The organism is Myxococcus sp. MH1, assembly GCF_059738865.1.
The window spans coordinates 5739688-5766670 of sequence record NZ_AP026947.1; the positions used below are offsets into that span (position 1 = coordinate 5739688).

Sequence of the window (26983 nt, forward strand, 5' to 3'; positions counted from 1 at the left end):
TAAATCTGTATCAACCCGCCAGTGTCGTCGCCCGCCGCGACGCCTCGCTCGGCCATCGCGGGACACCGACACCCACGCACATCCAGGGCCGCCCTACTTCACGCGTGGTATGGGGACGCAGCCGCGTCTGGACGAAACGCACGCCTCGGAGCCGCCCTGGGTTCGCCTTCGGGTCCCCGTACTGGCCACGCGCTTGCAGCCATTCACTGCCTGTGTCGCCAGGCACTGCGCGGCGGGGGCGCACGCGACCCGTCATCTCCCCTGGGATCAGGACCGTGAACCCATGCGAAATGAACCGTCCATCTCGGACATGATTCAGCAGAACGCCATCAGTCATCGACTGATGAACCAAAGCCGCTACGGAGGCGGCAGGATATGTTTTGCCTTCTCGTGTCGCTGGGCCCGGGAAATCATGGCATCGGCCGTCTGGATGAACTGGTCGCTCAAGCAGACCCCGGATCAACGCATCACAGCCATCCTCCTCGACCTCGCCGAGATTACAAAACAACACAAGCTGTACGGCGAGCAGCTGGACCGGGACCAGGCCACCGTCGACGAGTTGAAGTTGACGCGGCTCTTCGCGCAACAGAGCCGGCGCATCGATGACGAGGAGGTCCCCCCCGACCAGGACCCCACCACCCTCGAAATCAGGAGGCTCACCCGAGGCCAGGAGTACGGCAATGGCGCCTATCTGACCTCCACGGAGTCAGGGCTCGCCCTCGCCTTCGGCCTCCATCTCGCCGGGCTGGGCCACTGGGCCCTGGCTCCCGGCAACATGGACAGCCTCCAGACCTCGTTCGACGCCCTCATGGCGCTGGTTCCCAAGCAGTCCACCTGCCTGCTCTTCTTCAACAAGCAGGGGACCTCCAGGGCGCACGCCATCGGCGTCTACCGCTCCCATGGGATGACCTGGCAGGACTGGTACGTCTTCGACCCGAACTTCGGCGAGTTCAAGTTCAACGCCTACAGGTACGCCCGGTTCGCGCTGATGGCCATCGCCACCTCGCTGGGAATGGACTCCGTCCGCCTGATGGGGGTGACCTTGAGCACCGGGCGCGCCATCGAGGTCTGAGCCCCCACGCTCACGCGCGCATGAACAGGAAGTACAGCAGCAGGCTCAGCGCCACCGAGACGAGGATGCTGCCCGCGCAGCCCAGCTTGTTGGAGAAGAAGAGGAACATGGCCGTGGAGGCAACCTAGGCATCGCCGCGCGCATCCGCACGGCGCCCCCGAAGGTTGCCTCCACCGCGAGCCCGTTAGGCCCCGCGCTTGAGCCGCTCCACGTACTCGGCCGGCAGGCCCGCCGCCTGGGCGCCTCGCACCAGGGCCTCCACGAAGCGAGGGCTCACCGGGCCGTCCTGCGACGCGCGCCGGGGATTGGTGACGAACGCGGTGGCCTCCACCTCCTGCCCGTCCACGCGCACCTTCACCGCGCGCTCCACGCACATCCCCGTCACGAAGCCTTCCTTGTGCTGGACGATGGGCCAGTCCTGCCCGCGAATCTCGAACAGCCGCCCGAAGATGCGGCCCCCCGGTGCATCCGCCAGCCCCGCCACCCGTCCACCCCACCAGCGCGACGGGAAGTCGTAGACCAGGTCCACGTCCACCGCCTCCGCCAGCCGCCCCTCCGGCAGATCGAAGAAGCCGTATGAGTGCTGCTGCCGCCACTCCTCGAACGCCGCCCGGTCCAGGATGGTGGAGTACGCGAAGTACAGCCGCGTCGCCTTCGGGTCCGCGCCCTCGCGCGCCTTCATCACCATGTCGTAGTGCGAATCCATCAGCCCTCCCCTACCGGTCCCCGCGCCGCGAGGCCCCGTCCCGAAACACCGCCAGCACCCCGGACACGTCCAGGCGCGACGTCTTGATGAACAGCCGCAGCGCCCGCTCCACGTGCTCGGCCAGCGTGGCCATCTTCTCCAGCCGCTCCAGCCGCTCCAGCGGCACCCCGCCCGTCGTCTCCGCCAGCCTGCGCGCCTCCGCCAGGTCCGCGCGGATGCGCGCCACGAAGCCCGCCTCGCGCTCCTCGATGACGTGGCGGACCATCCGCACCAGGTCCGTCTCCGCGCCATAGCGCCAGACGGTGTCCTGCGGCAGCCGCACCCGCTGGATGACGCCCCAGCGCTCCAGGTCCCGGAGCAGCATGGAGACCCCGCCCTTCGACAGGTCCAGCTCGCGCTCGATCTCCCCCGCCGTCAGCGGCTCGCCGCGCAGGTACAGGAGCGCCCACACCCGGCCCTGGTTGCGTTTGAAGCCCCAGAACTCGATGACGTTGCCCACCGCGTCCACCGCGATGGCTTCCCATGGCGCGAGCCGGCCCTCGACGACCGGCGGCTCACCGCCCGCGCTCCCGTGTCCCCCCGTCCACAGGTAGCCTTTCATGCGGCGCGTCCTTGCACTTGCTCGGCGATCCCCGCCGACAGCTTGCGAGCCCAGCCCACCAGCTCCGCCCCCGCCGGGTCCGTCGCGAAGTGCCCCAGCTTGTCCAGCGCCGCTTCGATCTCCACGTTCATCCGCGCCATGGACGCATCCACCGCGCCCGTGGCCTCGATGGCCGCGCCAATCTCCTTCGTGCGCTCGGGCGTGATGGTGGAGAAGGCCCACGCGTCCTTCAGCTTGCGGCGCAGGCTCTCATCCTTGGCCACCGCCAGCAGGATGGGCATCGACGGGGTGCGCGAGTGCACGTCCGCGTACCGCGGCTTGCCCGCGTCCGTGCCCAGGATGTCCCGGATGTCGTCGGCGATCTGGAACGCCACGCCCAGGTGACGGCCGAACCCGTCGAAGCGCTCCACCGCGTCGGGCTGGTTCGCCAGCGTCGCCGCCGCGTGTCCGCACCAGCCGAACAGCGAGCCCGTCTTGCCCTCGGCGATGAAGCGCAGCCGGTTGAGCGGCAGGTCCAGGTCTCCGCGCGCCTCCACCTCCGCGATGGCCGCGCGGGTCATCTCGGAGACCACCGACAGCGCCGACAGCGTCAGCCGCGAGTCGAGCAGCGCCAGCTGGTGCAGGCCCGTCGACAGGATGAGGTCTCCGCTCATCACCGCCACGATGTTGCCCCAGCGCGCGTTCACCGTGGGCCGGCCCCGGCGGAACATGCCCGCGTCCACCACGTCGTCGTGCAGCAGGCTGGCCGAGTGGATGAACTCCGACGCCACCGCCACGTCCACCAGCCGCTCCGGAGCCACCCCCACCGCGCCGCCGAACAGCCGCACCAGCATGGGCCGGGCCCGCTTGCCGCCCGTCCCCAGGCACAGGTGCCGGGCCGCCTCCATCAGCGTGTCGCCCTTCACGTCCGGACCGGCGTTGCCATCCACCAGCATGCCGCTGAGCCGCTCTTCCACCGCCGCCAGAAAGTCCGTGAGCTCCCGAGCCAGTTCCATGTGCGCCGTTCTCCTCGAACGTTCATATAGTTCAAGACCGCTTGAACTGCACCTGATTCCAGCGTCCCCCTCCGGACGGGGGAGCAGGCGGCCTGGGGAGGCAGGGCTCCAGGCGGGCGGCCGAGGGGGGTGGGAGGTCGGATTGAGGCCCCTGCCGCGGGCGTGAGACAGACGTGGGACGCCCCGCTTCCTCGTCGCAAGGACCGCGTTGAGCCCCGCCGCCTTCCGTCGTTACGTCCTGAGCAGCTTCGCCTCGCTCGCCTCCGCCGTCCCCCTCTTCCGTCCGGGCTCGTCGCTGCCCGGCTCGTCCGCGCCGCTGCTCGGGGCGCCTCCGGTGGACGGGCCGGACGCGCACCTGACGCCCACCCGGCGCCTGCGCGCGACCCTGGGCCTGTCCGTGGCGGAGGGCATGTTCGCGGAGGTGTTCACCGCGTGCGCCGGGGCCACGGTGCTCACCGCGTGGGCGATGGCGCTGGGGCTGGGACCGCTGCTGGTGGGGGTGATGACGGCGCTGCCGTTCTGCGCGCAGTTCATCCAGTTCCCCGCGGCGTGGTTGACGTCGACGTTCGGACACCGGCGCGTCGCGCTGACGGCCATCTGCCTGTCGCGACTGGTGATGTTCCCGTTGGCGGTGTTGCCGTGGTGGGATTTGGACCTGACGGCGCGCCAGCACGTGCTGCTGGGGGTGGCGGGGGCGTCGGCGGTGTTGGGGGTGGTGGGCAACAACGCGTGGGTGGCGTGGATGGGGGAATTGGTGCCGCGCGCGGTGCGAGGCCGGTTCTTCGGGCGGCGCACCGCGCTCACCACGCTGGCGGGCACGCTGGCGTCGCTGGCGGCGGGGCTGTTGTTGGACCGGCTGCGTCCGGCGGACGGGGTGGGACTGGCGCTGCCGCTGCTGGCGCTCGGGGCCTGCGTGATGGGCGTGGTGACGACGCTGCTCATGGCCAGTCAGCATGACCCGGCGCCGCCGGGGACCACGCCTCGGCTGGAGATCAAGGGCGCGCTGGGGCCGCTGAAGGACCCGCTCGCGCGGCGGGTGCTCACGTATCAGGTGGCCTGGAACGCGGCGGTGGGGGTGTCCGCGCCGTTCTTCGCGCTGCACAGCATCCAGAACCTGAAGATGACGTTCGTCATCCTGGCGCTGCATGCCGCGGCCGTGGCGGGGGTGCGCATCCTGACCGCGCCCCTGTGGGGGAAGATGATCGACCGCGTGGGGGCGCAGCCGGTGTTGATGGCGTGCTCACTGGGAATCGGCGTCATCCCGGCGCTGTGGCTCCTGCCTTCCGCGGGGACGCTCTGGCCGTTGCTGTTCGACGTGGTGCTCGCGGGGGCGCTGTGGAGCGGGCACGGCCTGGCCATCTTCGCGCTGCCGCTCACGGTGGCGCCGCGCAAGGGGCGGCCGTTCTATCTGGCCGCGTTCGCGACGGCGGGTGGATTGGCGTACGCGCTCGCCGCGGCGCTCGGGGGCGCCATCGCCTCCGCGCTGCCGGAGAACTTCGTGCTCGGAGGACAGCCCTGGGTGAACCTGCACGTGCTGTTCGTGCTGTCGTCGGTGGCGAGGCTCGGCGCGGCCCTGCTCGCGTCGCGGCTCCCGGAGCCCGGGGCACACCCGGTGACGTCGGTGAGCGCGCTCGTGTCGCGGCTCATGCCCCGGCCGCACGCGGCGAGGATGCTGGCGCGGGAGAGCACCGGGAGTCACCGCCCGAGCTGAAGCGCCGACATGGGCGGGGGCCGGCTACTCCAGGGGGTCCAACGCCCAGGTGCCGTTCTCCCAGTTCTTGAGCGTCTGCTGAGCCCCGAGCGCGGAGATCCCCTCGCCTCGTGCCGCCTCTTCGAGCACCCCCCTGGCCTCCTTGGGTTTGTGCCTCAACAGGAAGGCCGCGGCGGTGACTCGCACGTCGACCCGAGGCGACGAGAACAATGATGCGAGGGCATCGCGGCCTGCATCGCCGAGGGAACGCAACTTCGTGAACGCGGCATAGGCCTTGTCCGCATGCTTGTTTCCGCGCTTCGCATCCCCACTCCGGATACAATCCGTCTGCGCCGCGATATTCTCAGCGAACTGCGCGACGAGCGACTCCAGGTCCATCACCAACTCCCCTTGCGGACGTTCTCGACAGCCCTCAGCCCGAAGTCTCGCTGCGCCCACCGCCCAGCACCGCAGCCGCACGCCCCACAGGCGCCGCCACCAAACGCAGCGCCACCGTGCCGTCTGCGGCCAATGTGAGGGCTGGAATTCTCGCAGTGGCGAGGGCTGTCCCCTCCAAGGTGCGTGTCGCGGCGGATACTGTTCCCCACGTGGCGATGAGACTCGTCACCAGTTTGGAGACAGCCTGCACCTGCTCGCCCCGGGGCATGTATCGGAAGCGTTCCAGGTATTCCGGAGAGGACTCCATCAACGCCACAACGGAGGCAGGCATCTGCCGAAGGGCTGCGAAGTTGTCTGCTGGTGACGTCGAGAAGAACTTCCCCACAGCCAGCGCGAGCCCGATGAACGCCTCTTCGGCCCCGTCCAGGGTGCGACTGATGACATCGGCATCGTCATGGACGTCAGCCAGGGGGAAGCCGGTTTCCTCCCGCAGCTCATCGTTGAGGAGTCGGAAGACGCCCGTTCGCCCATCGTAGAAGCGGCCCAGTTCGAAGCCGTGCGCGCGAAAGGCTCCGCCCTTCCATTCAACGGGCGACACCCGTTGCTGAGTCCTTCCGGTGAGCACCCACGCAAGGCATCCGTCAGGTCGGAGTACCGCCAGATGATTGAAGCGCCCGACCCGGCGCACCAACTCGACCCGCGACACTTCGCCCGTGACCAAGATCTCCCGCAGCAAGAAGCCCACCGCAACCCGCGCTGGGAACTGCCCCAGCGTGACCTCCCTCTTCAACAACGTTTCGAGGAGTCTCGCTGCGTGAATCGGGGTGAGAGCGCTTCCCCCGACTGGCTGCGCGTCGCGATCTTCGAGTCCCGCCTTCTGAAGCAGGGCAACAAACGAATCCTGAGGTCTCCTGCCCGTACCAAGGGACACGGAGTCCCGGAACAAATGGCGTCGGTGGAGCCGTTGACCGGAGGGAGCGTCGACCGCGTCGCCATCCACTTCGCGTTCGGGAGTCTCGCTCGAAGAATCCCATCGCTCTCCTGGTGTCGCCGCTCGCTGCTGGAACATGTCCCCGCGTGTCGAGGAGTCCACTCCAGCGCAGCCCATGAAAAGAAGGGCGACACTCACCACCCAAAGACCAGCACGCATTCGTCACCCGACGCCTTCCTTATGTGAAGGCCCATGGCAAAATGCTGGCATTGAGGTCTGACAAACCTTCGGGAAACAGGGCATTCGGCGGATGCCTACACACATCCCGCCGACTCGCCCGAGGCTCACGCTGAAAACAAGCCCATCATAGAATTCGCTGTTCGAGGTGGCGTGACTTCACACCCGATACGCCCGGACCACCTCCGCCACCCGCTCGGAGAGCATCTTCAACGACACGGCCGACTCGTTCGTGGAGGAGATGCGCTTCACCGTGTCGCCCATCAGCGCGTTCAGCTCGTTGACGGCGGTGAAGATCTGCTCGATGCCGGTGGCCTGCTGGTTCACCGTCTGCGCAATCTGCCGCGCGGACGCCGTGCTGTCCTGGACGATGGTCGTCAGCTCGCGCAGCGTGTCCCCGGACGCGCGGGCCTGCGCGAGCCCCGCCTCCATCCGCTGGGTCCCCTCCGCGGTGATCTGCACCGTCCCCGCAATCGCCTCGCCGATGTCGTTGAGGATCTTCCGCACCTGATTGGTCGCGCGGATGGACTGGTCCGCCAGCGCGCGAATCTCCCGCGCCACCACCGCGAACCCCTTGCCGTGCTCGCCCGAGCGGGCCGCCTCGATGGCCGCGTTCACCGCGAGCAGATGCGACTGGTCCGCCAGGTCCTTCACCGTCTCCGTGATTCCACCAATCTGCTGCGTCCTCTCCCCCAGCGACATGATGCGCTCGGTGATCTGCTCCACCTGGGAGCGCAGGTCCACCAGCCCATCGATGCTGGCGGCCACCGCCTCCTCCCCCGTCCTGCCCAGCGCCTCGGCGCGCTCGGCCACCTCGATGACCGACTGCGCGGAGCTGGACGCGAGCAGCGCCGTCTGGCGGATCTCCTGCGCCGTCACCTGCGTCTCCTGCACGGCGGCGGCCTGCCGGGAGACCATCTGGTTCTGCTCGCTGGCGGACTCGTTGAGCCCCTGCACGGAGTCACTCAAGAGCTCCGTGGACGAGTGGAGCTGGTGCAAAAGGTCCTTCAGCTTCCCCACCAGGATGCCCACCGCGAGCGCCAGCTCCCCCACCTCGTCCTGCGTCGAGATGTGCACCGGCTCACGCAAGTCCCCGTGCTCGGCGATGCGGCGCACGGCCCCCGTGAGCGAGACGAGCGGCGCCACCATCCGGCGGCTCAGCGTCCACGCCGCGCCCATCAACACCACGAGCACGGCGATCAGGATGAGCTGCATGTTGCCGAGGACGCTCTCGATACGGCCCCGAGCCTCCGTGCGGTTGAAGCCCACGTGCACGGCCCCCAGTCCACCCGGGACCGGAGCGGCCATGTCGAGCAGCTCCATGCCCTGCGCCTCGAGCGGCGTGCCCTCCTTCGAGATGGCCAGCCCCTCCACGTGCTCGCGGAGGACCGACGCGTGGGTCCCGGACACGGCGACCAGCGAGCCCCGCGCGTCCACCAGCGCGACGTAGGCGAGCGCGCCCTCCCGAGCCACGGCGTCCAGCGTGGGCTGGACCTCCTGCTGCTCGCGGTTGCGCAGCAGGTCCGCCATCGCGGAGGCGAGCGCCGTCGGCACCGCCATGCTCATCTCGTGGCCCTGCTCCTCGAAGGCCTGGCGCAGACGCGGAATGGTGTAGCCCATGGACAGCAGGGCGAAGAACAGCGCCACGACCACGGGCGCCACGGTGATTTTATGGACGAGGGAGAGTCGCATCCGAGCACGAGGGTATGCAGAGCGAACGCGACGAATTGTGGACGCGTGACTGCCAATAGCGCAACCCCACCCCGCCGAGCGATTCCTCTCATCCTCGCGAGGGTCCGTCGGCACCCCAATCCCAGCACACCCCTGCGAGAGCGAAGACGTCTGGCTTTCGCATCCCCAGGAGAAAATTGCACCCGGAGGCGCCGCATGTGAGTCCCCTGGCCTCGACATGCGCCACGAAGGCCGCGCTACGCTCGCGAGTCTTCACCCCTGGAGGTCGCATGCGAGAGCTTCTCGGAGTCGCGCTGACGACGTGCTTGCTGCTGGGCTGTGGTGGCGTGGAGGAGCCCTCCCAGGAGCCACCACCGTTGGCTGAACAGGAGCAGAAGGCGGAGGTCTGCATCGACGGCTTCCGCCATGTCTTCACCTATTGGACCTGTCAGGACGGCTGCAACGTCGAGGTGCAGGAGTGCTGTTCCAACGTCGTCTTCAACCTCTGCTACGACTCCGTCTCCCAGCAGTCGTGCGATCCCGGCTGCACCTGAGCGCCTCGCCCGGGCTCACGGCTTCCCGCCCTGACGCAGGTCCCTGTTCCCACAGTCCGCCAGGTGGAACGTCCCCTGGCGGCTCATGCGCTGGACCACGCGGGCCCCCACGGACTCGGCGAAGCGCGAGGGCCCACCCTCGCGCCGCTGCACCGACAGACGCGTCGTATACGCCGTCACCAGGTCCGGACTGTCCCGCTGCTCCACGAGCGACTCCAACAGCTCCCGCCGCCGCGGGCCCGACGCCTCCCCCCCGATATCGTCCAGCACCAGGACCCGCACCTGGGCCGCCCGCTGGAGCAACCGCCGCCGCGCCTCGGAGTCCTCCTCGCGCGACAGGCGCGCCCAGTCGATGAAGAGCCCCGCCGACGAATCCCACGCCGACAGCCCCCGGTCGCCGCGCACGGCGGCCCGGAAGAGGTAGCACGCCCCCGTCGTCTTCCCCGTGCCAGGGCCTCCCGACAACAGCAGGCTGCGCAGCCGCTCCCTCAGGACATGCCGAGCCGCGCGGAGCGCCGCCGTCTCGAGCGGCGTCTCTCCTCGAAGGCCCGCCACGGCCTCGGCCGGCGCGCCGCACTGCTCCAGGTGCGAGGGCCACGCGTGCACCTGGGCGGACGCATGCCGGGCCTTCGCCTCCTCCGCGGCCCGCTGCCGCTCCAGCTCCCGCTGCTTCCAGTCCGCCTCCAGTTGGGCCAGGCCCGCCGAGGGCTGCTGCTTCGCCTGGGACATGCCCCGACGCAGCAGGTCCGCCAGCCGCCGAGGCTCCCGCTTGTCGTCCTGGCTCATGCCCCGTCCACCACCCGTGTCATGCCCCCAGGCGTAGCACACCGCCCCGACTCAGAGGCCCGGGGCCTTGGGCGCCGTGGACCGCCCCGCCGCCTTCATCACCCCCGCCTTGTCCCGGGTGATGTCCACCAGCGTCACCAGCCGGCGCCGCGCATCCACCGCGTAGTGGACGTGCAGCTCGTCCACCTGGAACGTCGCCGAGACCTCCGTCTGCGCGCCGAGCGAGGCCACGCGCTCCAGGTGGGCCTGGATGGCGCGATAGCGCTCCTGGGAGAGCCGGGCGACCTGGCTCCAGGCTCCCGCCGAAATCTCGACGGTGTACGGGCGGTGCGTGTTCCTGGGTGACTTCATGACGGTCGCTGCACAAAGCAGTCCGCGTGCCATCCGCCCTTTGAAGAAAATCGGACGGTTGGCGCACGGACCGCTTGAATCCCTGTAGAAATGTCAGCGTCGGCCGCCGAGGCTTTTCAGTGCAGCCGCTTGCCTGCCTCCGGCGCCTGCTCCGCCTTGGGCTCCTCATCCAGACACGCCAGCGCGGCCATCAGCAGCGACTCGCAGCCGAAGCGCAGACAGTCCGGTGACGGGTTGAAGTACGGTGAGTGGTTCGACGGCAGGCTCTGCAGCTTCTCCCAGAGCGTCTTGCCTGGAGCGCGCTTCCACGCGTCGTGGGACGTGCCGCCGAAGTACCAGTAGACGAGCGGGACCTTCGCCTTCGACGCGTCGTTGGACGTGCGCCCGTCGAAGTACGGGAAGTCCTCGCTGCCGCTCACCATGCCCGTGTCGACCAGGTGGCCTTCGCCGAACCACGCGGCGTGCGCGGCGCGCACCCGGCGGGAGTACGAGTCGTCGTTCACCATCACCCGCGTGCGGCTGATCACCTCGATGTCCGGAGGCCGAGGCGTGCGCCCCGCCTCGCACTCCGCGCGGGCCATCCGGGAGATGGCCTCGATGAGCTGGTCCTGGAGCGCGTCGGTCGGCGTGCGCACCGACATCTCCAGCACCGCCTCGTCCGGGATGACGTTCGCGCGACTCCCCGCGTGCAGGCTCCCCACCGAGATCACCGCGCCACCCTGGGTGAGGTCCAGCTCGCGCGAGACGATGGTCTGCAGCCGCGTCACCAGGTAGGCCGCGATGACCACCGGGTCCACCGTGGACTGCGGCCGCGAGGCATGCCCACCCTTGCCGTGGATGCGCACCCGCACGCTCGCGGACGCCATCATCGAAGCGCCCTGGTGGTACCCCACCAGTCCCACGGGCATCGGCCCCACGTGCTGCGCGAGCGCCACGGTCGGCGTGCCGAAGCGCGCATACAGCCCGTCGTCCATCATCGCCCGAGCGCCCTGGAGCGTCTCCTCCGCGGGCTGGGCCACCATCATCAGCGTGCCCCGCCAGTGGTTGCGAGACGACGCGAGCAGCTCCGCCACGCCCACCAGACACGTCAGGTGCACGTCATGCCCGCAGGCATGCATCACCGGCACCGTGTGCCCCTGTGCGTCCTTCACCGTGACATGGCTTGCGTCGGGCCGGCCCGTCTTCTCCTCCACGGGGAGCCCATCCATGTCCGCGCGCAGGAGCACCGTGGGCCCCGGCCCGTTGCGCAAGATGCCGACGACGCCGGTCCCCCCCACGCCCGAGGTCACCTCGTAGCCGATGTCCTCCAACCACTTCGCCACCTTCGCGGCCGTCCGATGCTCCTGCATGGACAACTCCGGGTGCTCATGCAGGTCCCGATAGAACGCCTCCAACCTGGGCGCGAGCTGCTCGTGCGCCGTCGTCAGCTGAGGGCGCCAGGCATGCGCGGGCTCGGTGCGTTGCAAGGTCTCCGTCACTTCCATTCCACGTCTCCTCCCCGAAAAGCGCGCGCAAGATGCCCCTCCCCGGGCCCACGCAGAGCACCGAGCTCGAACTCCCCGCCCATCAATGTCCGTGGAACGACGGCGCTCGCGTCGTCCACCCGTGGGCTGTCTTCGTCGCGACGCTGACCGCGCGCGCGGGGCAATGGTCCGCAGTGGCCACGTTCCCCACGTTCCCCGAGATGAAGACCCTTCTTCGAAGCCTCGGCGTGGGCCTGTTGCTCGGTGCGGGAGTCGCGGCGGGTGCGCCCTCGGGCGCGGAGTCCTGCCAGGAGCCCTGCGGCGCGCGCACCCGCCAACTCGCGGGACACACCTACGTGTTCCCCATCCTCCAGCAGAGCGCGTTCGTCACCTCGCACGTCGGCATCCGCGAGGGCCTGGCGCTCTATGACATCCCCGATGTGCCGGTGAATGACCTGCAGCCCCTGGACGTGACGCTCACCGGTGTCCAGCAGACGCTGGACTTGAGCCTGAGCATCACCGACTGGCTGGGCATCGCGGGCTTCGGCCGGGCCACCATCATCACCGGCACCAACGCGGACGGCCTGCTGTCCTCCGGCGCCACGGTGGACCTGCTGGGCCAGGTGGGCGGCGTGGTGCGGCTGTTCCGCAGCGAGCACAGCGGGACGCAGGTCTCCGTCCGGGCGAACTTCGGCTATGACAAGGGGCGCGAAATCACCCTGCTGCCCCTCATCAACGCCATCGTCGAGACGCCCCAGGTCACGGTGGAGCAGATCATCAACGGCAGCCTGGGACAGTTCCTGTTCGTCCCCAGCGAGGAGACGACGGCGAACGGCGGCGTCTACGCGGCGCAGACGCTGGGGCGGATGTTCTCGCTGCAGGGCTCGGCGCTGGCGGAGTACGCCTGGCAGAAGCGCAGGCCGTTCGACCGCATCCTCGGGGACCGCCTGGAGCAGAAGACCCACGCGGTGCGCTTCTTCTTCTCGCTCGCGGCGGCCCTGGACCTCTACCCCACCACGTCGGTGCCGGTGGCGGTGATGGGCGAGTACCTGTTCCGCACCGGCCGCCAGGAGGAGCTCGGGCGCTCGGACCGGACGTTGAAGAACAGCTCGCTGGGGCTCGGCGTCTACTACTCGGGCCGAGCCAACCTCCAGCTCGGCCTGGGCGCGGTGGTGATGCTGAATGGCGAGCCCCAGCGGGGCTACGGCGACGAGGGCTCGCAGCAGAGCTCCGGAGACCCGACGCTGTCCTATGGACAGCTCATCCTGCGCTACGTCTGGTGAGCCCCGTCAGGGGTCCGCGCCGCTCGTCGCCTTCAGACCGATGATGGCGACCAGCAGCATCGACAGGAACACGATGCGCATCGGGGTGAGCGGCTCATGGAAGAGCACCACGCCCAGCACCGCGGCGCCGAGCGCCCCGATGCCCACCCACACCGCGTAGGCCGTGCCGATGGGCAGCGTCTTCGCCGCCGTGGACAGCAGGAACATGCTGGCCACGATGGCCGTGCCCGTGAGGATGCTGGGAACAAGACGGGTGAAGCCCTCGGTGTACTTGAGGCCGATGGCCCAGCACACCTCGAGCAGACCCGCGATGACGAGAATGATCCACGCCATGACGTACGACTCCAGAGATGAGCGTCGTCTTGTCGTGACCGGGTACGGCGCACCTCGTCCGGGCCCGCCGAACCCACCCTGGGAACGACGGACGGCGAGGTCTATAGCGCCTCGCCCCTCTGTCTTCAACGTCCTCGAATCCCCCTTCATTCCCCAGGCGGGCGGCCGGCCGGGGCCCCACGTCAATGCGAGGCCTGGAACCGCGCCACGGCGGCCTCCACGGTGAGGTAGACGTTCTGTTCCCCCAGTCGCTCCATCATCCCCGTGCGCCGCAGCATGCCTCGCAGCGGCGCGTTCGCGTCCGCGATGACCAGGACGATGCCCTCGTCCTCCAGTTCCTGGCGCAGCTTCTCCAGCCCCTCCGCCGCCGTGACGTCCAGGTCGAACACGGCGCTCGCGTCCAGCACCACCTCGCGCACGGGAGGGGACGCCCGGGCCACCAGGACGCGCACCTGCTCGCGCAGGTGCCGCGCGTTGGCGAAGAACATCGGCGCATCGAAGCGATACACCAGGAGCCCCGGAACGGTGCGCGTGCCCTCGTGCCGTGTCACGTCGTGCCACCCGGACACGCCCTCGCGCTCGCCGAGCACCGCGTCGTGGGGATGCGCGGCACGTCGGATGAGGTCCCCCAGCGCGAGCGCGACGGCGACGAGGATGCCCTGGAGGATGCCGAGCACCAGCACCGCCACCGTCGTCACCACCGCCAGCACCGCCTCCACGCGCCGCATCCGCCACAGGGCCACGAGCGAGGACACGTCCACCAGGTACACCGCCGCGACGATGACGATGGCCCCCAGCGTCACCAGCGGCAGGCTCTGGAGCAGCGGCGTGAAGAAGAGCGCGAACACGGCGACCAGCACCGCGGCCACCACGCCCACCAGCTGCGACCTCCCGCCCATCGCGTCGTTGACCGCCGTGCGCGAGTCACTTCCCGTCACCGGGAACCCTTGCGTGAAGGCACACGCCACGTTCGCCGCGGCCTGCCCGAGCAGCTCCTGGTTCCCGTCCAGCCGGTAGTGGTGCTTGTCGGCATACAGCCGCCCCGCGAGCACCGAACTCGCGTAGTTCACCAGCGCCAGGCTGAGCGCCGCGGGCAGCAAGGCCCGCACATCCGAGAAGCCCACCCGGGGCAACCCGAACGACGGCGGCGCCGAGGCGATGGGCCCCACCACCTTCACCCCCGCGTGGTGGAGCTGGAACACGCTCGCCGCCACGGTGGTGAGCACCACCAGGATGAGCGGCCCGGGCAGCCTCGGGAGCCACTGCCTCAGCAGGACCAGACACCCGATGATGCCCACCCCCAACAGCACCGTGGGCAGGTGCATGCCGTGCAGGTTGCGGCCGACCTCCAGCACCTGCCCCGGGAAGTCCTCGGCCCGCCGCTCCAGGCCGAACATCCGCGCCAGCTGGCTGCCGATGATGATGAGCGCGGCCCCGTTCGTATAGCCGATGAGGATGGGCTTGGAGAGGAAGTCCGCCAGCGCTCCCGTCTTGAGCAGGCCCGCCGCCAGGCTCAACAGCCCCACCATCAGCGCCAGCAGCGCCGCGAGCGACGCATACCGCGCGGGGTCGTCTCCCGGCACGACGCCGCCCAGGGCGCTCGCGGCGATGATGGCCGCGCCCGCCTCCGGCCCGAGCATCAGGTGCCGCGAGGGACCGAAGAGCGCGTAGGCCAGCATGGCCGCCACGCCCGCGTACAGGCCGGTGACCGGGCGCACGCCGACAATCTGCGCGTACGCCAGTCCCTGCGGCACCAGCATCGCGCCAATCGTCAGCGCGGAGAGCAGGTCCGGGCGCAGCCAGGCCCGCGAGTAGGTGGACATCCACCCCAGCCCCGGCACGTACCGTCGGGCCCGTCGCCAGCCTGCTGTCGCCGTGAGCCTCGTCACGCCTCGACGATGTGTCCTCGGGCCCGCCGCGGCACGGGCCCCGGGGGAGGGGCAGCCGGGCGACGCTGTCCAACACGCCACGACGACCCGGCGCGAGAGGGAGCCACGAGCCCGCGCCGCGCGCGGCCCCCAGGGCACCACGTCCCCAGCTTCAGCGAGCCATGTCGTGAGGAGGTCGCATGCCTCGGTGCATCGCCAGGCTCGTGCTGTTGTCCTCGCTGCTCGTCCCCTGGGTCGCGCGAGGAGGTCCGCTGAGACAAGTCGCGGAGGACCCCGCCGCGGGCTTCGTGGAGGACTCGCCGCCGATGGCCGGGCGCTTCACCTTCAACCTGGGGGTCGGCCTCGTCTTCCCCGTCGGCGAATCACACAGTCGCTTCAAGGCGGGCTGGGGCTTCCTGCTCGGCGGCGGCTACCACTTCACCGAGCACTTCGGCCTCCGCGCCGAATACCAGTACAGCGACTACAACCTGAAGAGCGACGTCCTGCCCGACGAGCGCGTCTCCGGCGATCACATCATGCAGTACGGAGACCTCAACCTCTTCCTCGGCCTGCTGTCGGGCAGGCGTCTCGGGCTCTACGTGACGGCGGGACCGGGCCTCTACTACCGCAAGGTGGAGCTCACCCAGTTCGCCGGCACGGGGCTCGTCCCCGTGTGTGATCCCTATTTCTTCACCTGCTACACGGAGGTCGTCCCGGTGGACGTCATCCTCGACTCGCGCAGCTCCACGGACATCGGCGTGAATGGCGGCGTGGGCCTCACGTACCGGCTCTACGGCACGGTGCGCGTGTATCTGGAGGCGCGCTACCACCACATCTTCGGCCCCGAGTACCAGACGGCCACGGGCGCGCGCCGAGCGAACGGCCAGTACCTGCCCATCAACCTGGGGCTGCGCTTCTGACGACGGGCCGACGCGTCGGCCGCCTCTCCCCGTGGGGCACGTCCGGCGAGGAGCCTGGCGCCCTACCCTGACCGGAAACGCTGGAGGGATGCACGCATGAGAAGCCAGATGCGCCATACCGCCCTGCTCGCGGGCGCCGCCGTCGTGGGCCTCGCGGTCATCGCCTTCGCACAGGGTCAGCCGGCGCCCGCCGTGCAACCCCACCCCCACGGCGTCTTCGGCGTGGTGCTGGACTACATGCGCCGGCAGCCCTTCATCCTGCTCTTCCTCGTGGTGGCCGTCGGCTACGCGCTCGGCGAGCTGAAGGTGAAGGGCGTGGGCATGGGCTCCACGGCGGCCACGCTGCTGCTGGCCCTCATCGTCAGCTTCTGGGCCTTCGACGCCTACCAGATCGAATACGCCCTGCCGGAGTTCACCAGCACGGTGTTCTTCAACCTCTTCATCTTCGCCATCGGCATGAAGGTGGGTCCCCAGTTCCTCGGCGGCATCCATCGCGAGGGCAAGCACCTCATCCTCCTGTCCCTGCTGGTGCCGCTGCTGTCGGCCGCGCTGGTCTACGCCTCGCGGTACTTCACGCACCTGGCGCCCGGTCTGCTCGCGGGCATCCTCTCCGGCGCGAACACGGCGACGCCAGGCTTCGGCGCGGCGCAGGCGGCGCTGGCGAGCGGCCCGGCGGCGCTGACGGGGGACGCCGCGCGGCAGGCGCCCGGGAACCTGACGACGTCCTACGCGTTCCTCTACTGCATCAGCATGGTGCTCTTCACCGTGATGATGTCGGTGATGCCGAAGATGTTCGGCCGCGACGCGGTGGCGGACGGCAAGAAGATGGAGAAGGAGCTGGCGGGCGAGGACTCCGCGCCGCTGCCGGGCACGGCGGACTCGTTCATCCGGGGCTACATGCCGTTGGACCTGCGGGTGTTCCGCGTGGAGAACCCCGCGCTCGAGGGGCGCACCGTGGCGGACCTGGACCATGCGCACCCTCGCGTGGCCATCGAGCGCGTCTACCACGACGGCCGCGTCTACAACCCGCCGCCGGACCTGGTGCTGAGCCGGGGCGACGAGGTGGCGATGCTCGGCCCCGTGTCGCTGCTGCTGGCGGGTGGGCCGCACATCGGCCCGGAGGTGGACGACTCCAAGCTGCGCAACGTGAAGTTCGACACGGTGGAGTTCATCGTCCACGACAAGCAGGTCGTCGGAAAGACGCTGGGAGAGCTCGCGCTGCGCATGGGCCACGGCATCTACCTCAACGCCCTGTTCCGCGCGGGTGACCAGCTGCCGGTCAGCCGTGAGCAGGTGGTGAACAAGGGCGACGTGTTGCGCATCACCGGCAGCCCCAAGCGGGTGGCGGACCTGCGCAAGGTGCTCGGTCCGCCCGTGAAGCCGAGCCTCTCCACGGACATCATCACCCTGGGCCTGGGGCTCGCGGCGGGCGCGCTGCTCGGCGCGATCACGGTTCCGCTCTACGGCATCAAGTTCAGCCTGGGCTCGGCGGTGGGCCTGCTCATCGTCAGCATCGGCCTGAGCATCCTGCGCACGCACAACCCCGCGCTCGGCGGCCCGTTCCCGGAGTCCGCGCGTCAGCTGCTCGAGGATGTGGGGCTGAATGTCTTCATCGCCATCCTCGGACTGAACTCCGGCGCGGGCGTGGCGCACGCCATCGAGGGCGGCCTCCTGGGGCCCACGCTCATCATCGGCTCCATCGCCGCCTTCATCCCGCCCATCATCGGTTGGGTGGTGGGCCAGTACATCTTCAAGATGAACAGCGCGGTGCTGATGGGCGCCATCGCGGGAGCCCGGTGCAACAGCGCCGGTATGCGGGCGGCGCAGGAGGCGTCGAAGAGCATCGTCCCCGCCATCGGCTACCCGGTGACGTTCGCCATCTCCAACCTGCTGCTGACCCTCATCTGCTACCTGTTCGCCCTGATGGGCTGAGTGAGGACGCCATGAGCAAGCCCCTTCCCTCGTGGAACGACGGCGCCGCCCGACAGGCGCTGCTGGACTTCGCTGGACGAGTTGCTGCCGCACCGCTGGCAGCCGTCCTCCTCCTTCGCGCCGGACTCCTCCTGAAGTCAGGCAAGCATCGGCGCCCCTGACCTCCACGCGCGGCTTCCATGCGGTGCGAGTGGACGAGTGCATCCGTCGGACGTCTCCCATCGGTCGGTTACCGACCCCGAGCGCTGAGCCGCCTGCACACCCGACGGCCCGCGGTGATCGAGAGGTCGCCGCGGGCTCTCGCGTCTGATTCGCGGAGATCTTTGACGCAGCATCCCTCCGGTGGTGATGTCGTTCGATGCCGCAGCCTCCCAAGGAGCTCGTCCGCGCTCTCGAACGTCTCGATGTGGCCATCCGCCGCGCCGACCCCGGGGGGCACGCCTCGTTCCTACCGCCGGCTGCGCCCGAGCAGCTGGCCGGGCTCGAGGCCGAGCTCGGGACGGCACTGCCAGGCGACCTTCGCGCCCTGTTCAGCTGGCACGATGGGACCGCGCTGGTGTCGTTCGATGGCTCGAGCGTTTACTCGATGATGGGCTGCGTCGAGGCGATCTCGACTCGTCGGTTTCTCCTCGGGTTCGACAGTGACGGTGCGCGGTTCTCCGAACATTGGGTTCCCGTGCTCACAAAGGGCAACGGCGACCACGTCGCGTATGTGCTGTCGGGAACCGAGGCCGGCCAGCTGGTCGAGTACCGACACGACGACGCCTCGCGCCCCATTTGGGCGCCCTCGCTCGCGGCACTCGTGGCCAGCGCACTGCGTACCTGGGAGAGCAAGCCCGTTCGAGAGCAGGGGGCGCTGATGCGGATCGGCGGGTGGAGCAGGGAGAGCGCGGTCCATGTGGGGGCGCTGGGGATCGGCGACGCCATCGTCGTGTGCACCCTCGGCGCGGCGATGCGCCCATTCTGGAACCTCTATGTTCAGGTCGACGCCAATCGGTGGGTGTGGGGATTCTCAGGAGCAGAAGATTGGGAGCCGGAGGCGCTCGCGGTGGCCTCGCGGGCCATCGGCGGCCCGCTGAAAGACACGAGCACCGTCGCATCCAGCGTGGACGGCCTCTTGCTCGACAACGCATGGACGTTCGAGGACCGCCCGCCGCGCGCCCCCGACGACTTGAGCATGCTGGGCGTGTACCGAGGCCGCGTCGTTCGCGCCTGACGTCGGCGGCTCGAGGTCAACCACCACGGCTCACGGGTAGCCTCGGTCCATGGGCCTTCGCACCTGTGCTGGTTGCCAACGTCACATCACGCCCCGTCGCTGACCGGACGGATACGAGGGCCGACAATCCGCCCCACCCCGCGGGGCGGACATCCCGGCCGCCAGGGACGGCGCGAGCGTCAACGGACGACACTCGCGTCGTCCCGCGGAGCCGGGGCTCAGTCGTTCAGCGCCTCGACGGCTGGAGGCACATAACGCCCCCGGAGCGCGGCCTCGGTGGGACCATAGAGCCGCAGCAGGAGATAGAACGGCCCTGTGGGCACCGGCAGCCAGTTGGACTGACGCGCGGCCTCCGGGGGCGTGCTCTGGAGGAAGAACGAGATGGAGCCATCCTCGGACCGCCTCAACGTGCGCGAGCGATCTCCCAGCGAGTACCGGTGGATGTCGTTCTCCACCAGCATGTGGCTCTTCGCGTCGTACGCGGTGAGGGACCAGAAGAAGCGCACCGGAGGAATCGCCTCCTTCGGGAAGCGCAGCACGTAGCGGGCACGCGCCCCATCGAGCGGACGGCCGGCGCCATCCAGGTGGGTGATGGGATAGACGGCCTCGGCCGCTGAGTTCGCGTAGAGGTAGTTCCACGCCACGCGGGCGCGCAGCGCGTAGTCGTCGCCGAAGTCACCCACCTTCGGGTCCGGCAGCTCCCACCCCTGATGCAGCATCGGCCGCTGCTGGATGGACTCGCGGGCCTCGCGGACTCCCGCCAGCATCGCGTCACGGAGGTCCGGTGGCAGCGACTTCGCGTCGAAGGACTCCCCGGGGCGCACCCCGACGCGCGCGAGCCTTGCCAGCAGCGGTCGCTCCGCATCGGAGAAGCGGTGCCACCGCATCATGAAGTTGATGTACTCGAACGCCTTCAGCGACGCGTCCGCCTTGTCATCGAAGTACGGAGGCCACGACACCTCGGGGAGCTTCGGCGCCGGCTGCCCGGAGAACACGTGGAGCGGCGTCGCCTTGAACTCCCGCTGGAGCGGGACCGCGGCCGCCAGGTCCTTCGGACCGTCCACGCCGACGCGCAGCAGCGCCGCCACGAACCAGGAGTCGGAGCGGATGATGCTCGCGTCCTTCAGCGGCTCGGGCAGCGGCCCCGTCCAGTCAGGCCCCGAGACGACGAACCGCCCGGGGGCCGTGCCCGTGGCCCGCGTGCCGATGTACGGCAGGTTGTTCGTCGTGATGTCGACCAGCTGGATGCAGAAGTAGCGCCCGTTCAGCTCCGGCGTCTCCACCACCACGGGCCCGCCTCGCAGGTCCAACACCGCCACCGAGTAGAGCGTGTCGTTGTTCGGGGAGACGACCTCCCGGTCCTCGGAGGTGAACAGCCGGGAGAAGTGCAGGAACTGGTTGGCGGGCCGGAGCTGTGGCGACTCCGGACGGAAGTTCAGCGCGAACAGCCGGTAGTGCTCCACCAGGGGCAGGCCGAAGACATACGCCTCACGCGCGATGTCTCGCGCCTCCTGGGGCGACAGCCCCGTGGTCGATTGCTCCAACATGACTCACCTCGATGGCGTGGGTGCCGGGTCCGAAGCCCGGCTCATGCCCGCAAGCTGAGCCGCCACTTCCACCCGGGCAACACCGTCGCCGGACGACAGGAGGTGAGCCCGCTACGCCGGCACGCCACCCGGAGGAACCCGCTTCGAGCCCTCGGACTCTCCATGGCGCTTCACCCACAGCTTGTACGGGGTCAGCGCCAGGACGCGGATGACGACGTACGCGCCCACCACGCCCGCCACCTCGAGCGCCCGGTAGTTCGGATAGCTCTGGGTGATGATGGTCATCGACAACACCGGGTGCGCGAAGGCCGCGGCCAGCACCACCGCCTTGCGGTCCTCCATTCGCGGCGCCCCCGCCCAGTGTCCCAGCACGGCCGAGATCGTCACCAGCAACACCAACGCCACCACCGCGAGCCACGCGGTGTGGATGAGCTTCGGACCGACGATGAAGAGCACGCCCACCGACACGGCGATGAGCAGCACGTTGAACACCCGACCACACCAGCGCGCGAGCGTCCGGGCCAGGCTCGGGAAGTAGTGCCCCACCGCGACTCCCACCATGAGCGGAGGGACGATCTTCACCAGCAGCAGCCGGAAGACCAGGCTCGGCGCCGCCCTGAACTCGACGCCCAGGAGCCGGTCCACGCCCCGCACCCAGAGCGGCACCGTCACCAGCGCGCAGAGGCTGAGCAGCAACAACAGGTTGAGGGACGTGGTGCTGCTGGCGCCCAGGGAGCGGGCCTGGTTCACCTGGAGCGGCGCGCCCGGACAGACGGCCATGAGCAGCACGGCGCTGGCCACCACCGTCGGCAGCCGGAAGACATGGACCAACGCGATGGCCACCAACGGCACCAGCAGGAGCACCACCAGCAGCGAGCGCGCATACAGCGCCGGGCGCTCCAGGACGTGCCGGATGTCACCGGGCCTTCGCTCCAGGCCCTGGGTGAACATGAACAGGGTGACGATGTTGCCCAGCACGAACACGGCCAGGGTCCTGAGCATGCCCGCCTCCTTCCAAGCGGCATGCACACCGGCCGCCGTCGTTGGATATCCTCACGTCCGCCCCCTGCCGACAGTCCTCGGCGGACAGGCACCCGAGCGCAGGCCGCCGCTCAGCTCATGCTCTGGCGCAGCTGGTTCACCACCGCCAGGAACTGCCGGTCCACCATCAGCAGGATGACGAGCGGCGCCAGCCCGGCCCCTCCCACCGCCAGCAGCCCGCGCTGGTCCCACGGGAACAGCTTCATCTTGCGAGCCACCATGAAGGACGAGCCCAGGTCCGCCAGCGACGAGAAGTCCGGCGCGCCGAGCGCGGGGAGCTCGGGCTTCTTCTGGAACCATCGGTCCTCGAACTCGCGCGAGTGGTGCGCCGCGACGGCGGAGAACCACGGGTCCCCTCGCCGCTTCGCCGCCACCAGCGGCCGGAAGAAGCACGCCAGTGGCGCGAAGACGGCCAGGCAGGCCAGCACGGCGTAGAGGACCTGGGGCATGATGTAGACCAGCGGGGACTCGGTGATGGCGGCGGCGTTCGTCCGGAACGAGTATGACGCCACCGGCACGGACACCGCGAACACCACCGGCGCGAAGCTGGCCTGACAGACGGCCAGGAACCCCAGGCCGCCCGACTGGTCCGGGTGCGTGAAGGCCAGGCGAAGCGGAAGCCGCGAGACGCGCAGCAGGAAGACCGCCCACACGATTCCGCGCCACAGCCACCGCAGCACCAGGAAGCGCACCAGCGGCTGGGCCACGCAGAGGTACCAGCCGCCCGCGAGCGACGGCTGGCCCCAGGACGACACCTGCCACGCCCGCGACGGGTCCGGCGAGGTGAGCCACGCGAACGCGATGACCAGCCCCAGCAGCAGCAGCTCCACGCCCGCCGAGTCACACCACCGCGTGCACCTCCGGGCCAGCGCCTCCAGCGCGCCCCGTCCCCCCTCGCCCACCAGGTCCGCCCGGAGGAACTGACGCGCCGCCGCGCCCAGGCGGCTGTCGATGTAGGGCCCCGACGCCACGAGCACCGGCAGCGACAGCAGCAGCTCGCCATGGACCTGGAGATCCCGAAGCAGCAGGCGCGGGGCGTCGCCCCCCTGCATCCACGTCATCAGGACGAGCGGCCCCCAGCACCCCAACGCGAGCACGAGCGCGAAGAGGCCGGAGCGGCGCGGCTCGACACCGCGCAGCCGCCGTCCCAGCGTCTGGAATGGACCGCCCCTCACCAGCGAGAAGTCCGACAGCGTCTGCGAGCCCACCATGGGAGCACCGCGAGGCGGAGGGCCTCAGTACTCCTCGAACATCCGCTGGACGCGCGTGGGGTCCTTCGTCTCCAGCAGCGCCAGTTGGAGCAGCACGCGCGACTTCGCGGGGTTCAGCTCGCCCGAGGCCACGAAGCCCTTCTGGTCGTCGTCGATTTCGTTGTTGCGCAGCACCAGGCCGCTCGGCAGGCGCGTGCTGCGCACCACCACCACGCCCTTCTTCACGTGCTTCGCCAGCGTGTCGAGCGCGGGCTGGGTCATGTTCCCATCCCCCACCCCCGCGATGACCAGCCCCTTGGCGCCGTTCTTCACCGCCGAGTCGATGAGGTCCGGGCTCATGTTCGCGTGTGCGTAGAGGATGTCCACGCGCGGCAGCGCGCTCTCGCCCGCGATGGAGAACTCGGAGTCCACCGTGTGCCGCTTGTCCATCTTCTCGAACCAGTGGATGTCACCCGTGTTGACCACGCCCGCGGGCCCGCGGTTCAGGCTGCGAAAGGTCTCCACGTTGGTGGTGTTCGTCTTCGTCACGTTCCGGGCCGCGTGGATTTCGTCGTTGATGACGATGAGCACGCCCCGCCCCTTCGCCTCCGGCGACGCCGCCACGGCCACCGCGTTGTAGAGGTTGCCCGGCCCGTCCGCGCTGGTGGCGGTGGCGGGCCGCATGGAGCCCACCAGGACCACCGGCTTGTCGCTCTTGACCACCAGGTCCAGGAAGTACGCCGTCTCCTCCAGCGTGTCCGTGCCGTGCGTGACGACGACGGCGTCCACGTCCGGCGAGGCCAGCAGCTCGTTGGTCCGCTTCGCCAGCTTCAGCCACACCGCGTCGTTCATGTCCTGGCTGCCGATGTTCACCACCTGCTCACCGGATAGCCGCGCCAGCTTGTCCAGGTTCGGCACGCTCTTGATGAGGTCCGCCACCTTGAAGGCCCCCGCCTTGTAGCCATACCCCTGGGGGTTGCCCTGCGAGCCGGCGATGGTGCCGCCCGTCGCCAGGATGCGCACCGACTGCAGCGGCGCCGCGTCCTTGCCGTCCTTCGCCTTCGTGTCCGCCGGGGCCCCGCGGGTCGACGACGCCTCCGCGCCTGGGGACGTGGGCCGCGCCGAGCCCTCCTGCGCGGCGATGCCCGCGCCCGTCAGCAGCAGGCCGACCGCGCACAACAGTCCTCGCATCGAGTTCTTCGAGCCATTCATGATGGGCCTCCGTCGAAGGTGGGAATCTTCGCGCGCTCACGAGTCCAGCTCGCGCCCCTTCCACTCCTGGATGGCGCGGATGACGATGTCCTTCAGGCCCTGGCCGATGCGCGGGTAGGCCTCGTCGTCCAGGTTCGCCAGCGACACGCGGGCCGACCACTCCGGCCCCTCGAAGCCGCTGCCGTTGAGCAGCACCACGCCATGCCTGCGCGCCAGCGCGAGCACGATGTCGAGCGGGTCATGCCGCGCCTCCTCGTACTCCACGAAGTCCTTCCCCACGTGCTTGCGCCCCCACGCCTCCAGGTCGAGCGTCTGGTAGTACGCCGAGCGCAGCGGGTCCTCCGGCAGGTCCACGCCCAGGCCCTGGTACAGCGCGGCCAGCCGCTCGCGGCAGATGCGCCGGCAGCGCTTCTTGTACGCGTCGTCCTTGTCCAGGAGCGCGAACAGCGAGAACAGCGACATCTGGAGCTGCTGCGGCAGGGACAGGCCCGCGGTGTGGTTCAACGCCACCGCGCGGCTGTCCGCCACCATCCGGTCGATGAACTTCAGCCGCTCGGGCTCGAGGGTGATGGAGCCGTAGCGCTCCTCGAGCATCTCGCGCTGGGCGGCCGGAAGGCGCGCGATCATGTCGTCGAGGATGTTGTCCTCGTGGAGCGCGACCACGCCCAGGCGCCAGCCGGTGCACCCGAAGTGCTTCGAGTACGAGTAGACGAGCAGCGTGTTGTGGGGCAGCTCCGCCGCGAGCGAGCGGAAGCCGTCCACGAACGTGCCGTACACGTCATCCGTCAGCAGCAGCAGGTCCGGCCGCTTCTTCCGGACGATGTCCACCAGCAGGTCCAGCGACTCACGCCGCATCGCCGTCGCGCCCGGGTTGCCGGGGTGGACCACGAAGAAGGCCTTGATGCGCGGGTCCTCCAGCTTGCGCAGCTCCGACTCCGGATACTGCCATGAGTGCCGCCCCTCCTCGGTCATCTCGCTCTGCCGGATGTCCACCGTGCGCAGGTCGAACTCCTCCAGGCGCGGAATCTCCAGGTAGGGCGTGAAGATGGGCGTGCCCAGGGCGATGGTGTCCCCCTTCTGGAGCAGGCCGTTCACCATCAGCGAGCGGAAGATGTACGTCATCGCCGCGGTGCCGCCCTCGACGGCGAACAGGTCGAAGCGCCCCGGCGGCGGACGGCCATCACACATCTCCTTCGCCAGATAGGACTGAACGATTCGCTCCGCGTGGACGAGCATCCGGTCCGGCACCGGATAGTTGTCGCCGATGGCCGCGTCGGTGAGCTCCCAGACGAACGCGTCCTCGTCGAAGCCCAGCTCGCGCACGCCGTGCTCCAGCGAGTCGCGCAGGAGCCTCACTGCCGCGCTGTCCTCCTGTGCGTCCAGGAAGCCGCGCAGCCGCCGGGCGATGCCCGGTGACTTCGGCATGCCCGCCAGCCCCACCTCGGGCTCGTTCCAGGTGCGGCGGCTCTCGCTCAGCGCGAACTGCCCCATCAGGAAGAACGCCTCGCGCGGCGTGGTGGCAATCCAGTTGGGGTTGCCCCGCCCCGCGTTGAGCATCACCGCCGCGCGCGTCTTCGCGGACTCGTCCGCCATCTCGATGAGCGTGTCCTTCAGCTCGAAGGGGCTGAGCTTGTGGAGCTCGCGGGGCGTGGTGGTGTCCGTCTGCTCCCTCACGCGCGTCTCCGTCTCGGTCCTCGTCTCCATGAGCCCCTCCTGCACGTTGGCGACAGGACGTTGTCCACGCGTGCACACGCCGCCAATCCGAAGGCGGACACGCCGCGGGCGCTCGCAGGTCCGGGTGCCTCCGAGCGCCCGGGGCCCCTCGGTCGCCCCGCCCCGCGGGGCCCGGTTGTCCCGCGCGACGAAGCCACCCAGCTTGCCGCCTGGGGCCACGAGCGTGCCCCTCCACCGGTGTGGACAGACGAAGAGCGAGGCGGCGGATGAGCGTGGATGTCGTCGGTGAAACCCAGGGCCTGCAGTCCCCCGTCTCGCGCAACGAGGTGGCGGAGAAGGACGCACCCGCCATGGACCTGGTGTGGATTCCGGGCGGCACCTACTGGATGGGCTCCGACCATCACTATCCCGAGGAGAAGCCCGCGCACCAGGTGACGGTCAGCGGCTTCTGGATGGACCGCCACACGGTGACCAACGCCGACTTCGCGCGCTTCGTCGAGGCCACCGGCTACGTCACCGTCGCCGAGCGTCCGCTGAATCCGGACGACTTCCCCGGCGCCACGCCGGAGCTGCTCGTGCCCGGCTCACTCGTCTTCCGCAAGACGGCCCGGCGCGTGAGCCTGAAGGACCTGACGCAGTGGTGGGCCTATACCCCCGGCGCCTGCTGGAAGACCCCGGAAGGGCCCGGCAGCACGTGGCTCGGCCGCGAGCGCCACCCGGTGGTCCACGTCGCCTATGAGGACGCGGAGGCCTACGCCACCTGGGCCGGCAAGGCCCTGCCCACCGAGGCCGAGTGGGAGCGCGCGGCCCGCGGCGGCCTGGACCGCAAGGTGTACGTCTGGGGCGACGAGTTCTCTCCGGGAGGCCAGCAGATGGCCAACATCTGGCAAGGAGAGTTCCCCTGGCAGAACCTGAACACCGATGGGTTCGAGGGGACCTCGCCAGTCGGGAGCTTCCCACCCAACGGGTATGGGCTCTTCGACATGGCGGGCAACGTGTGGGAGTGGACCTGCGACTGGTATCAGGAGCGCCACCAGGGCAACGGCGGCAAGGCGTGCTGCATCCCCGTCAACCCGCGCGGCCCCGCCTCCAGCGGCAAGAGCCTGGACCCGAGCCTTCCGCACGTGAGCATCCCCCGCCGCGTCCTCAAGGGCGGCAGCCACCTTTGCGCATCCAACTACTGCCTGCGCTACCGCCCCGCCGCGCGCTCGCCGCAGTCCATCGACAGCGGAACCTCGCACATCGGATTCCGATGTGTCGTCCATGTCTCGGACGCGTGAGACGCCAACGTTCCGCCCGGAAAAAACGACC

Annotated in this window: 24 protein-coding genes and 1 riboswitch; of the genes, 8 read left to right on the forward strand and 16 right to left on the reverse strand. The window is 69.6% G+C overall.

Annotated features, from left to right (window positions below; genetic code table 11):
- Positions 1-310: 310 nt before the first annotated feature.
- Positions 311-1072: a hypothetical protein gene (locus AC6JA9_RS22495; protein WP_497957799.1), complete on the forward strand. Its 762-nt coding sequence runs from the start codon at positions 311-313 to the stop codon at positions 1070-1072.
- Between the two features lie 184 nt (positions 1073-1256).
- Here the strand turns inward: AC6JA9_RS22495 and AC6JA9_RS22500 are convergent, their stop codons facing one another.
- Genes AC6JA9_RS22500 through AC6JA9_RS22510 form a run of 3 tightly spaced genes read right to left on the reverse strand, consistent with a single transcriptional unit; the run spans position 1257 to position 3374 of the window.
- On the reverse strand, positions 1257-1778 hold the full coding sequence (locus AC6JA9_RS22500; protein WP_267700880.1) for a gamma-glutamylcyclotransferase: 522 nt from the start codon (positions 1776-1778) through the stop codon (positions 1257-1259).
- Positions 1779-1788: 10 nt separating this feature from the next.
- Complete coding sequence (locus AC6JA9_RS22505) at positions 1789-2379, reverse strand: GbsR/MarR family transcriptional regulator (protein WP_141332387.1); 591 nt, start codon at positions 2377-2379, stop codon at positions 1789-1791.
- Positions 2376-3374: a polyprenyl synthetase family protein gene (locus AC6JA9_RS22510; RefSeq protein ID WP_223783361.1), complete on the reverse strand. Its 999-nt coding sequence runs from the start codon at positions 3372-3374 to the stop codon at positions 2376-2378. Before AC6JA9_RS22510 ends, AC6JA9_RS22505 begins: the two co-directional genes overlap by 4 nt.
- Before the next feature lie 208 nt (positions 3375-3582).
- Between AC6JA9_RS22510 and AC6JA9_RS22515 the strand changes: the two genes are divergently transcribed.
- The gene (locus tag AC6JA9_RS22515) at positions 3583-5085 is read left to right on the forward strand and encodes an MFS transporter (RefSeq protein ID WP_497957800.1); all 1503 of its coding nucleotides are present in this window, start codon (positions 3583-3585) and stop codon (positions 5083-5085) included.
- Positions 5086-5109: 24 nt separating this feature from the next.
- Here the strand turns inward: AC6JA9_RS22515 and AC6JA9_RS22520 are convergent, their stop codons facing one another.
- The 3 genes from AC6JA9_RS22520 to AC6JA9_RS22530 all read right to left on the reverse strand — a co-directional run bounded on the left by AC6JA9_RS22520 (position 5110) and on the right by AC6JA9_RS22530 (position 8323).
- Complete coding sequence (locus AC6JA9_RS22520) at positions 5110-5463, reverse strand: DUF2019 domain-containing protein (RefSeq protein WP_141330877.1); 354 nt, start codon at positions 5461-5463, stop codon at positions 5110-5112.
- A 34-nt stretch (positions 5464-5497) separates the two neighbouring features.
- Positions 5498-6253, reverse strand: a complete 756-nt coding sequence (locus AC6JA9_RS22525) for a hypothetical protein (RefSeq protein ID WP_223749075.1) — start codon at positions 6251-6253, stop codon at positions 5498-5500.
- A 537-nt stretch (positions 6254-6790) separates the two neighbouring features.
- Positions 6791-8323 carry a methyl-accepting chemotaxis protein gene (locus AC6JA9_RS22530; RefSeq protein ID WP_497957801.1) on the reverse strand — a complete coding sequence of 511 codons (1533 nt, stop codon included), beginning with the start codon at positions 8321-8323 and terminating at the stop codon, positions 6791-6793.
- A gap of 269 nt (positions 8324-8592) precedes the next feature.
- Between AC6JA9_RS22530 and AC6JA9_RS22535 the strand changes: the two genes are divergently transcribed.
- Positions 8593-8856, forward strand: coding sequence for a hypothetical protein (locus AC6JA9_RS22535; RefSeq protein ID WP_141330881.1), 264 nt, complete (start codon positions 8593-8595; stop codon positions 8854-8856).
- Positions 8857-8871: 15 nt separating this feature from the next.
- Here AC6JA9_RS22535 and AC6JA9_RS22540 read toward each other — a convergent pair whose 3' ends face one another.
- The 3 genes from AC6JA9_RS22540 to AC6JA9_RS22550 form a co-directional block, all read right to left on the reverse strand.
- Positions 8872-9642, reverse strand: coding sequence for an ATP-binding protein (locus AC6JA9_RS22540; RefSeq protein ID WP_267700877.1), 771 nt, complete (start codon positions 9640-9642; stop codon positions 8872-8874).
- Between the two features lie 51 nt (positions 9643-9693).
- Positions 9694-9993, reverse strand: coding sequence for a hypothetical protein (locus AC6JA9_RS22545; protein WP_141330885.1), 300 nt, complete (start codon positions 9991-9993; stop codon positions 9694-9696).
- Positions 9994-10109: 116 nt separating this feature from the next.
- Positions 10110-11477, reverse strand: a complete 1368-nt coding sequence (locus AC6JA9_RS22550) for an amidohydrolase (protein WP_483577962.1) — start codon at positions 11475-11477, stop codon at positions 10110-10112.
- Positions 11478-11677: 200 nt separating this feature from the next.
- On the opposite strand from AC6JA9_RS22550, the gene AC6JA9_RS22555 reads away from it, so the two are divergent.
- Entirely contained in the window at positions 11678-12739 is a 1062-nt protein-coding gene (locus tag AC6JA9_RS22555) for a hypothetical protein (protein ID WP_223749080.1), read from the forward strand.
- A gap of 6 nt (positions 12740-12745) precedes the next feature.
- On the opposite strand, the gene sugE is transcribed toward AC6JA9_RS22555, so the two are convergent.
- Positions 12746-13072 (reverse strand): quaternary ammonium compound efflux SMR transporter SugE, encoded by a 327-nt coding sequence (gene sugE, locus AC6JA9_RS22560; RefSeq protein WP_223749081.1) that lies wholly within the window; start codon positions 13070-13072, stop codon positions 12746-12748.
- A gap of 18 nt (positions 13073-13090) precedes the next feature.
- Positions 13091-13150, reverse strand: a riboswitch (guanidine-III (ykkC-III) riboswitch).
- Positions 13151-13254: 104 nt separating this feature from the next.
- Positions 13255-14961 (reverse strand): SulP family inorganic anion transporter, encoded by a 1707-nt coding sequence (locus tag AC6JA9_RS22565; protein WP_497957802.1) that lies wholly within the window; start codon positions 14959-14961, stop codon positions 13255-13257.
- Positions 14962-15140: 179 nt separating this feature from the next.
- On the opposite strand from AC6JA9_RS22565, the gene AC6JA9_RS22570 reads away from it, so the two are divergent.
- The 3 genes from AC6JA9_RS22570 (at position 15141) to AC6JA9_RS22580 (ending at position 19008) form a co-directional block, all read left to right on the forward strand.
- Positions 15141-15860 carry an outer membrane beta-barrel protein gene (locus AC6JA9_RS22570; RefSeq protein WP_223749082.1) on the forward strand — a complete coding sequence of 240 codons (720 nt, stop codon included), beginning with the start codon at positions 15141-15143 and terminating at the stop codon, positions 15858-15860.
- A 108-nt stretch (positions 15861-15968) separates the two neighbouring features.
- Positions 15969-17792 (forward strand): aspartate:alanine exchanger family transporter, encoded by a 1824-nt coding sequence (locus AC6JA9_RS22575; RefSeq protein WP_497957803.1) that lies wholly within the window; start codon positions 15969-15971, stop codon positions 17790-17792.
- 358 nt (positions 17793-18150) lie between these two features.
- Positions 18151-19008: an SMI1/KNR4 family protein gene (locus AC6JA9_RS22580; protein WP_223749084.1), complete on the forward strand. Its 858-nt coding sequence runs from the start codon at positions 18151-18153 to the stop codon at positions 19006-19008.
- A gap of 218 nt (positions 19009-19226) precedes the next feature.
- Here the strand turns inward: AC6JA9_RS22580 and AC6JA9_RS22585 are convergent, their stop codons facing one another.
- The 5 genes from AC6JA9_RS22585 to aspD all read right to left on the reverse strand — a co-directional run bounded on the left by AC6JA9_RS22585 (position 19227) and on the right by aspD (position 25702).
- The gene (locus AC6JA9_RS22585; RefSeq protein ID WP_426746306.1) at positions 19227-20555 is read right to left on the reverse strand and encodes a DUF1254 domain-containing protein; all 1329 of its coding nucleotides are present in this window, start codon (positions 20553-20555) and stop codon (positions 19227-19229) included.
- A 111-nt stretch (positions 20556-20666) separates the two neighbouring features.
- Positions 20667-21557 carry a hypothetical protein gene (locus tag AC6JA9_RS22590; RefSeq protein ID WP_223749086.1) on the reverse strand — a complete coding sequence of 297 codons (891 nt, stop codon included), beginning with the start codon at positions 21555-21557 and terminating at the stop codon, positions 20667-20669.
- Positions 21558-21667: 110 nt separating this feature from the next.
- Positions 21668-22807 (reverse strand): hypothetical protein, encoded by a 1140-nt coding sequence (locus AC6JA9_RS22595; protein ID WP_497957804.1) that lies wholly within the window; start codon positions 22805-22807, stop codon positions 21668-21670.
- Positions 22808-22831: 24 nt separating this feature from the next.
- Entirely contained in the window at positions 22832-23998 is a 1167-nt protein-coding gene (locus AC6JA9_RS22600; protein ID WP_223783367.1) for a type II asparaginase, read from the reverse strand.
- A gap of 36 nt (positions 23999-24034) precedes the next feature.
- The gene (gene aspD, locus AC6JA9_RS22605) at positions 24035-25702 is read right to left on the reverse strand and encodes an aspartate 4-decarboxylase (RefSeq protein WP_223749089.1); all 1668 of its coding nucleotides are present in this window, start codon (positions 25700-25702) and stop codon (positions 24035-24037) included.
- 236 nt (positions 25703-25938) lie between these two features.
- Here aspD and AC6JA9_RS22610 point away from each other — a divergent pair, with 236 nt between their 5' ends.
- Positions 25939-26952 (forward strand): formylglycine-generating enzyme family protein, encoded by a 1014-nt coding sequence (locus tag AC6JA9_RS22610; protein ID WP_223749090.1) that lies wholly within the window; start codon positions 25939-25941, stop codon positions 26950-26952.
- Positions 26953-26983: the final 31 nt, after the last annotated feature.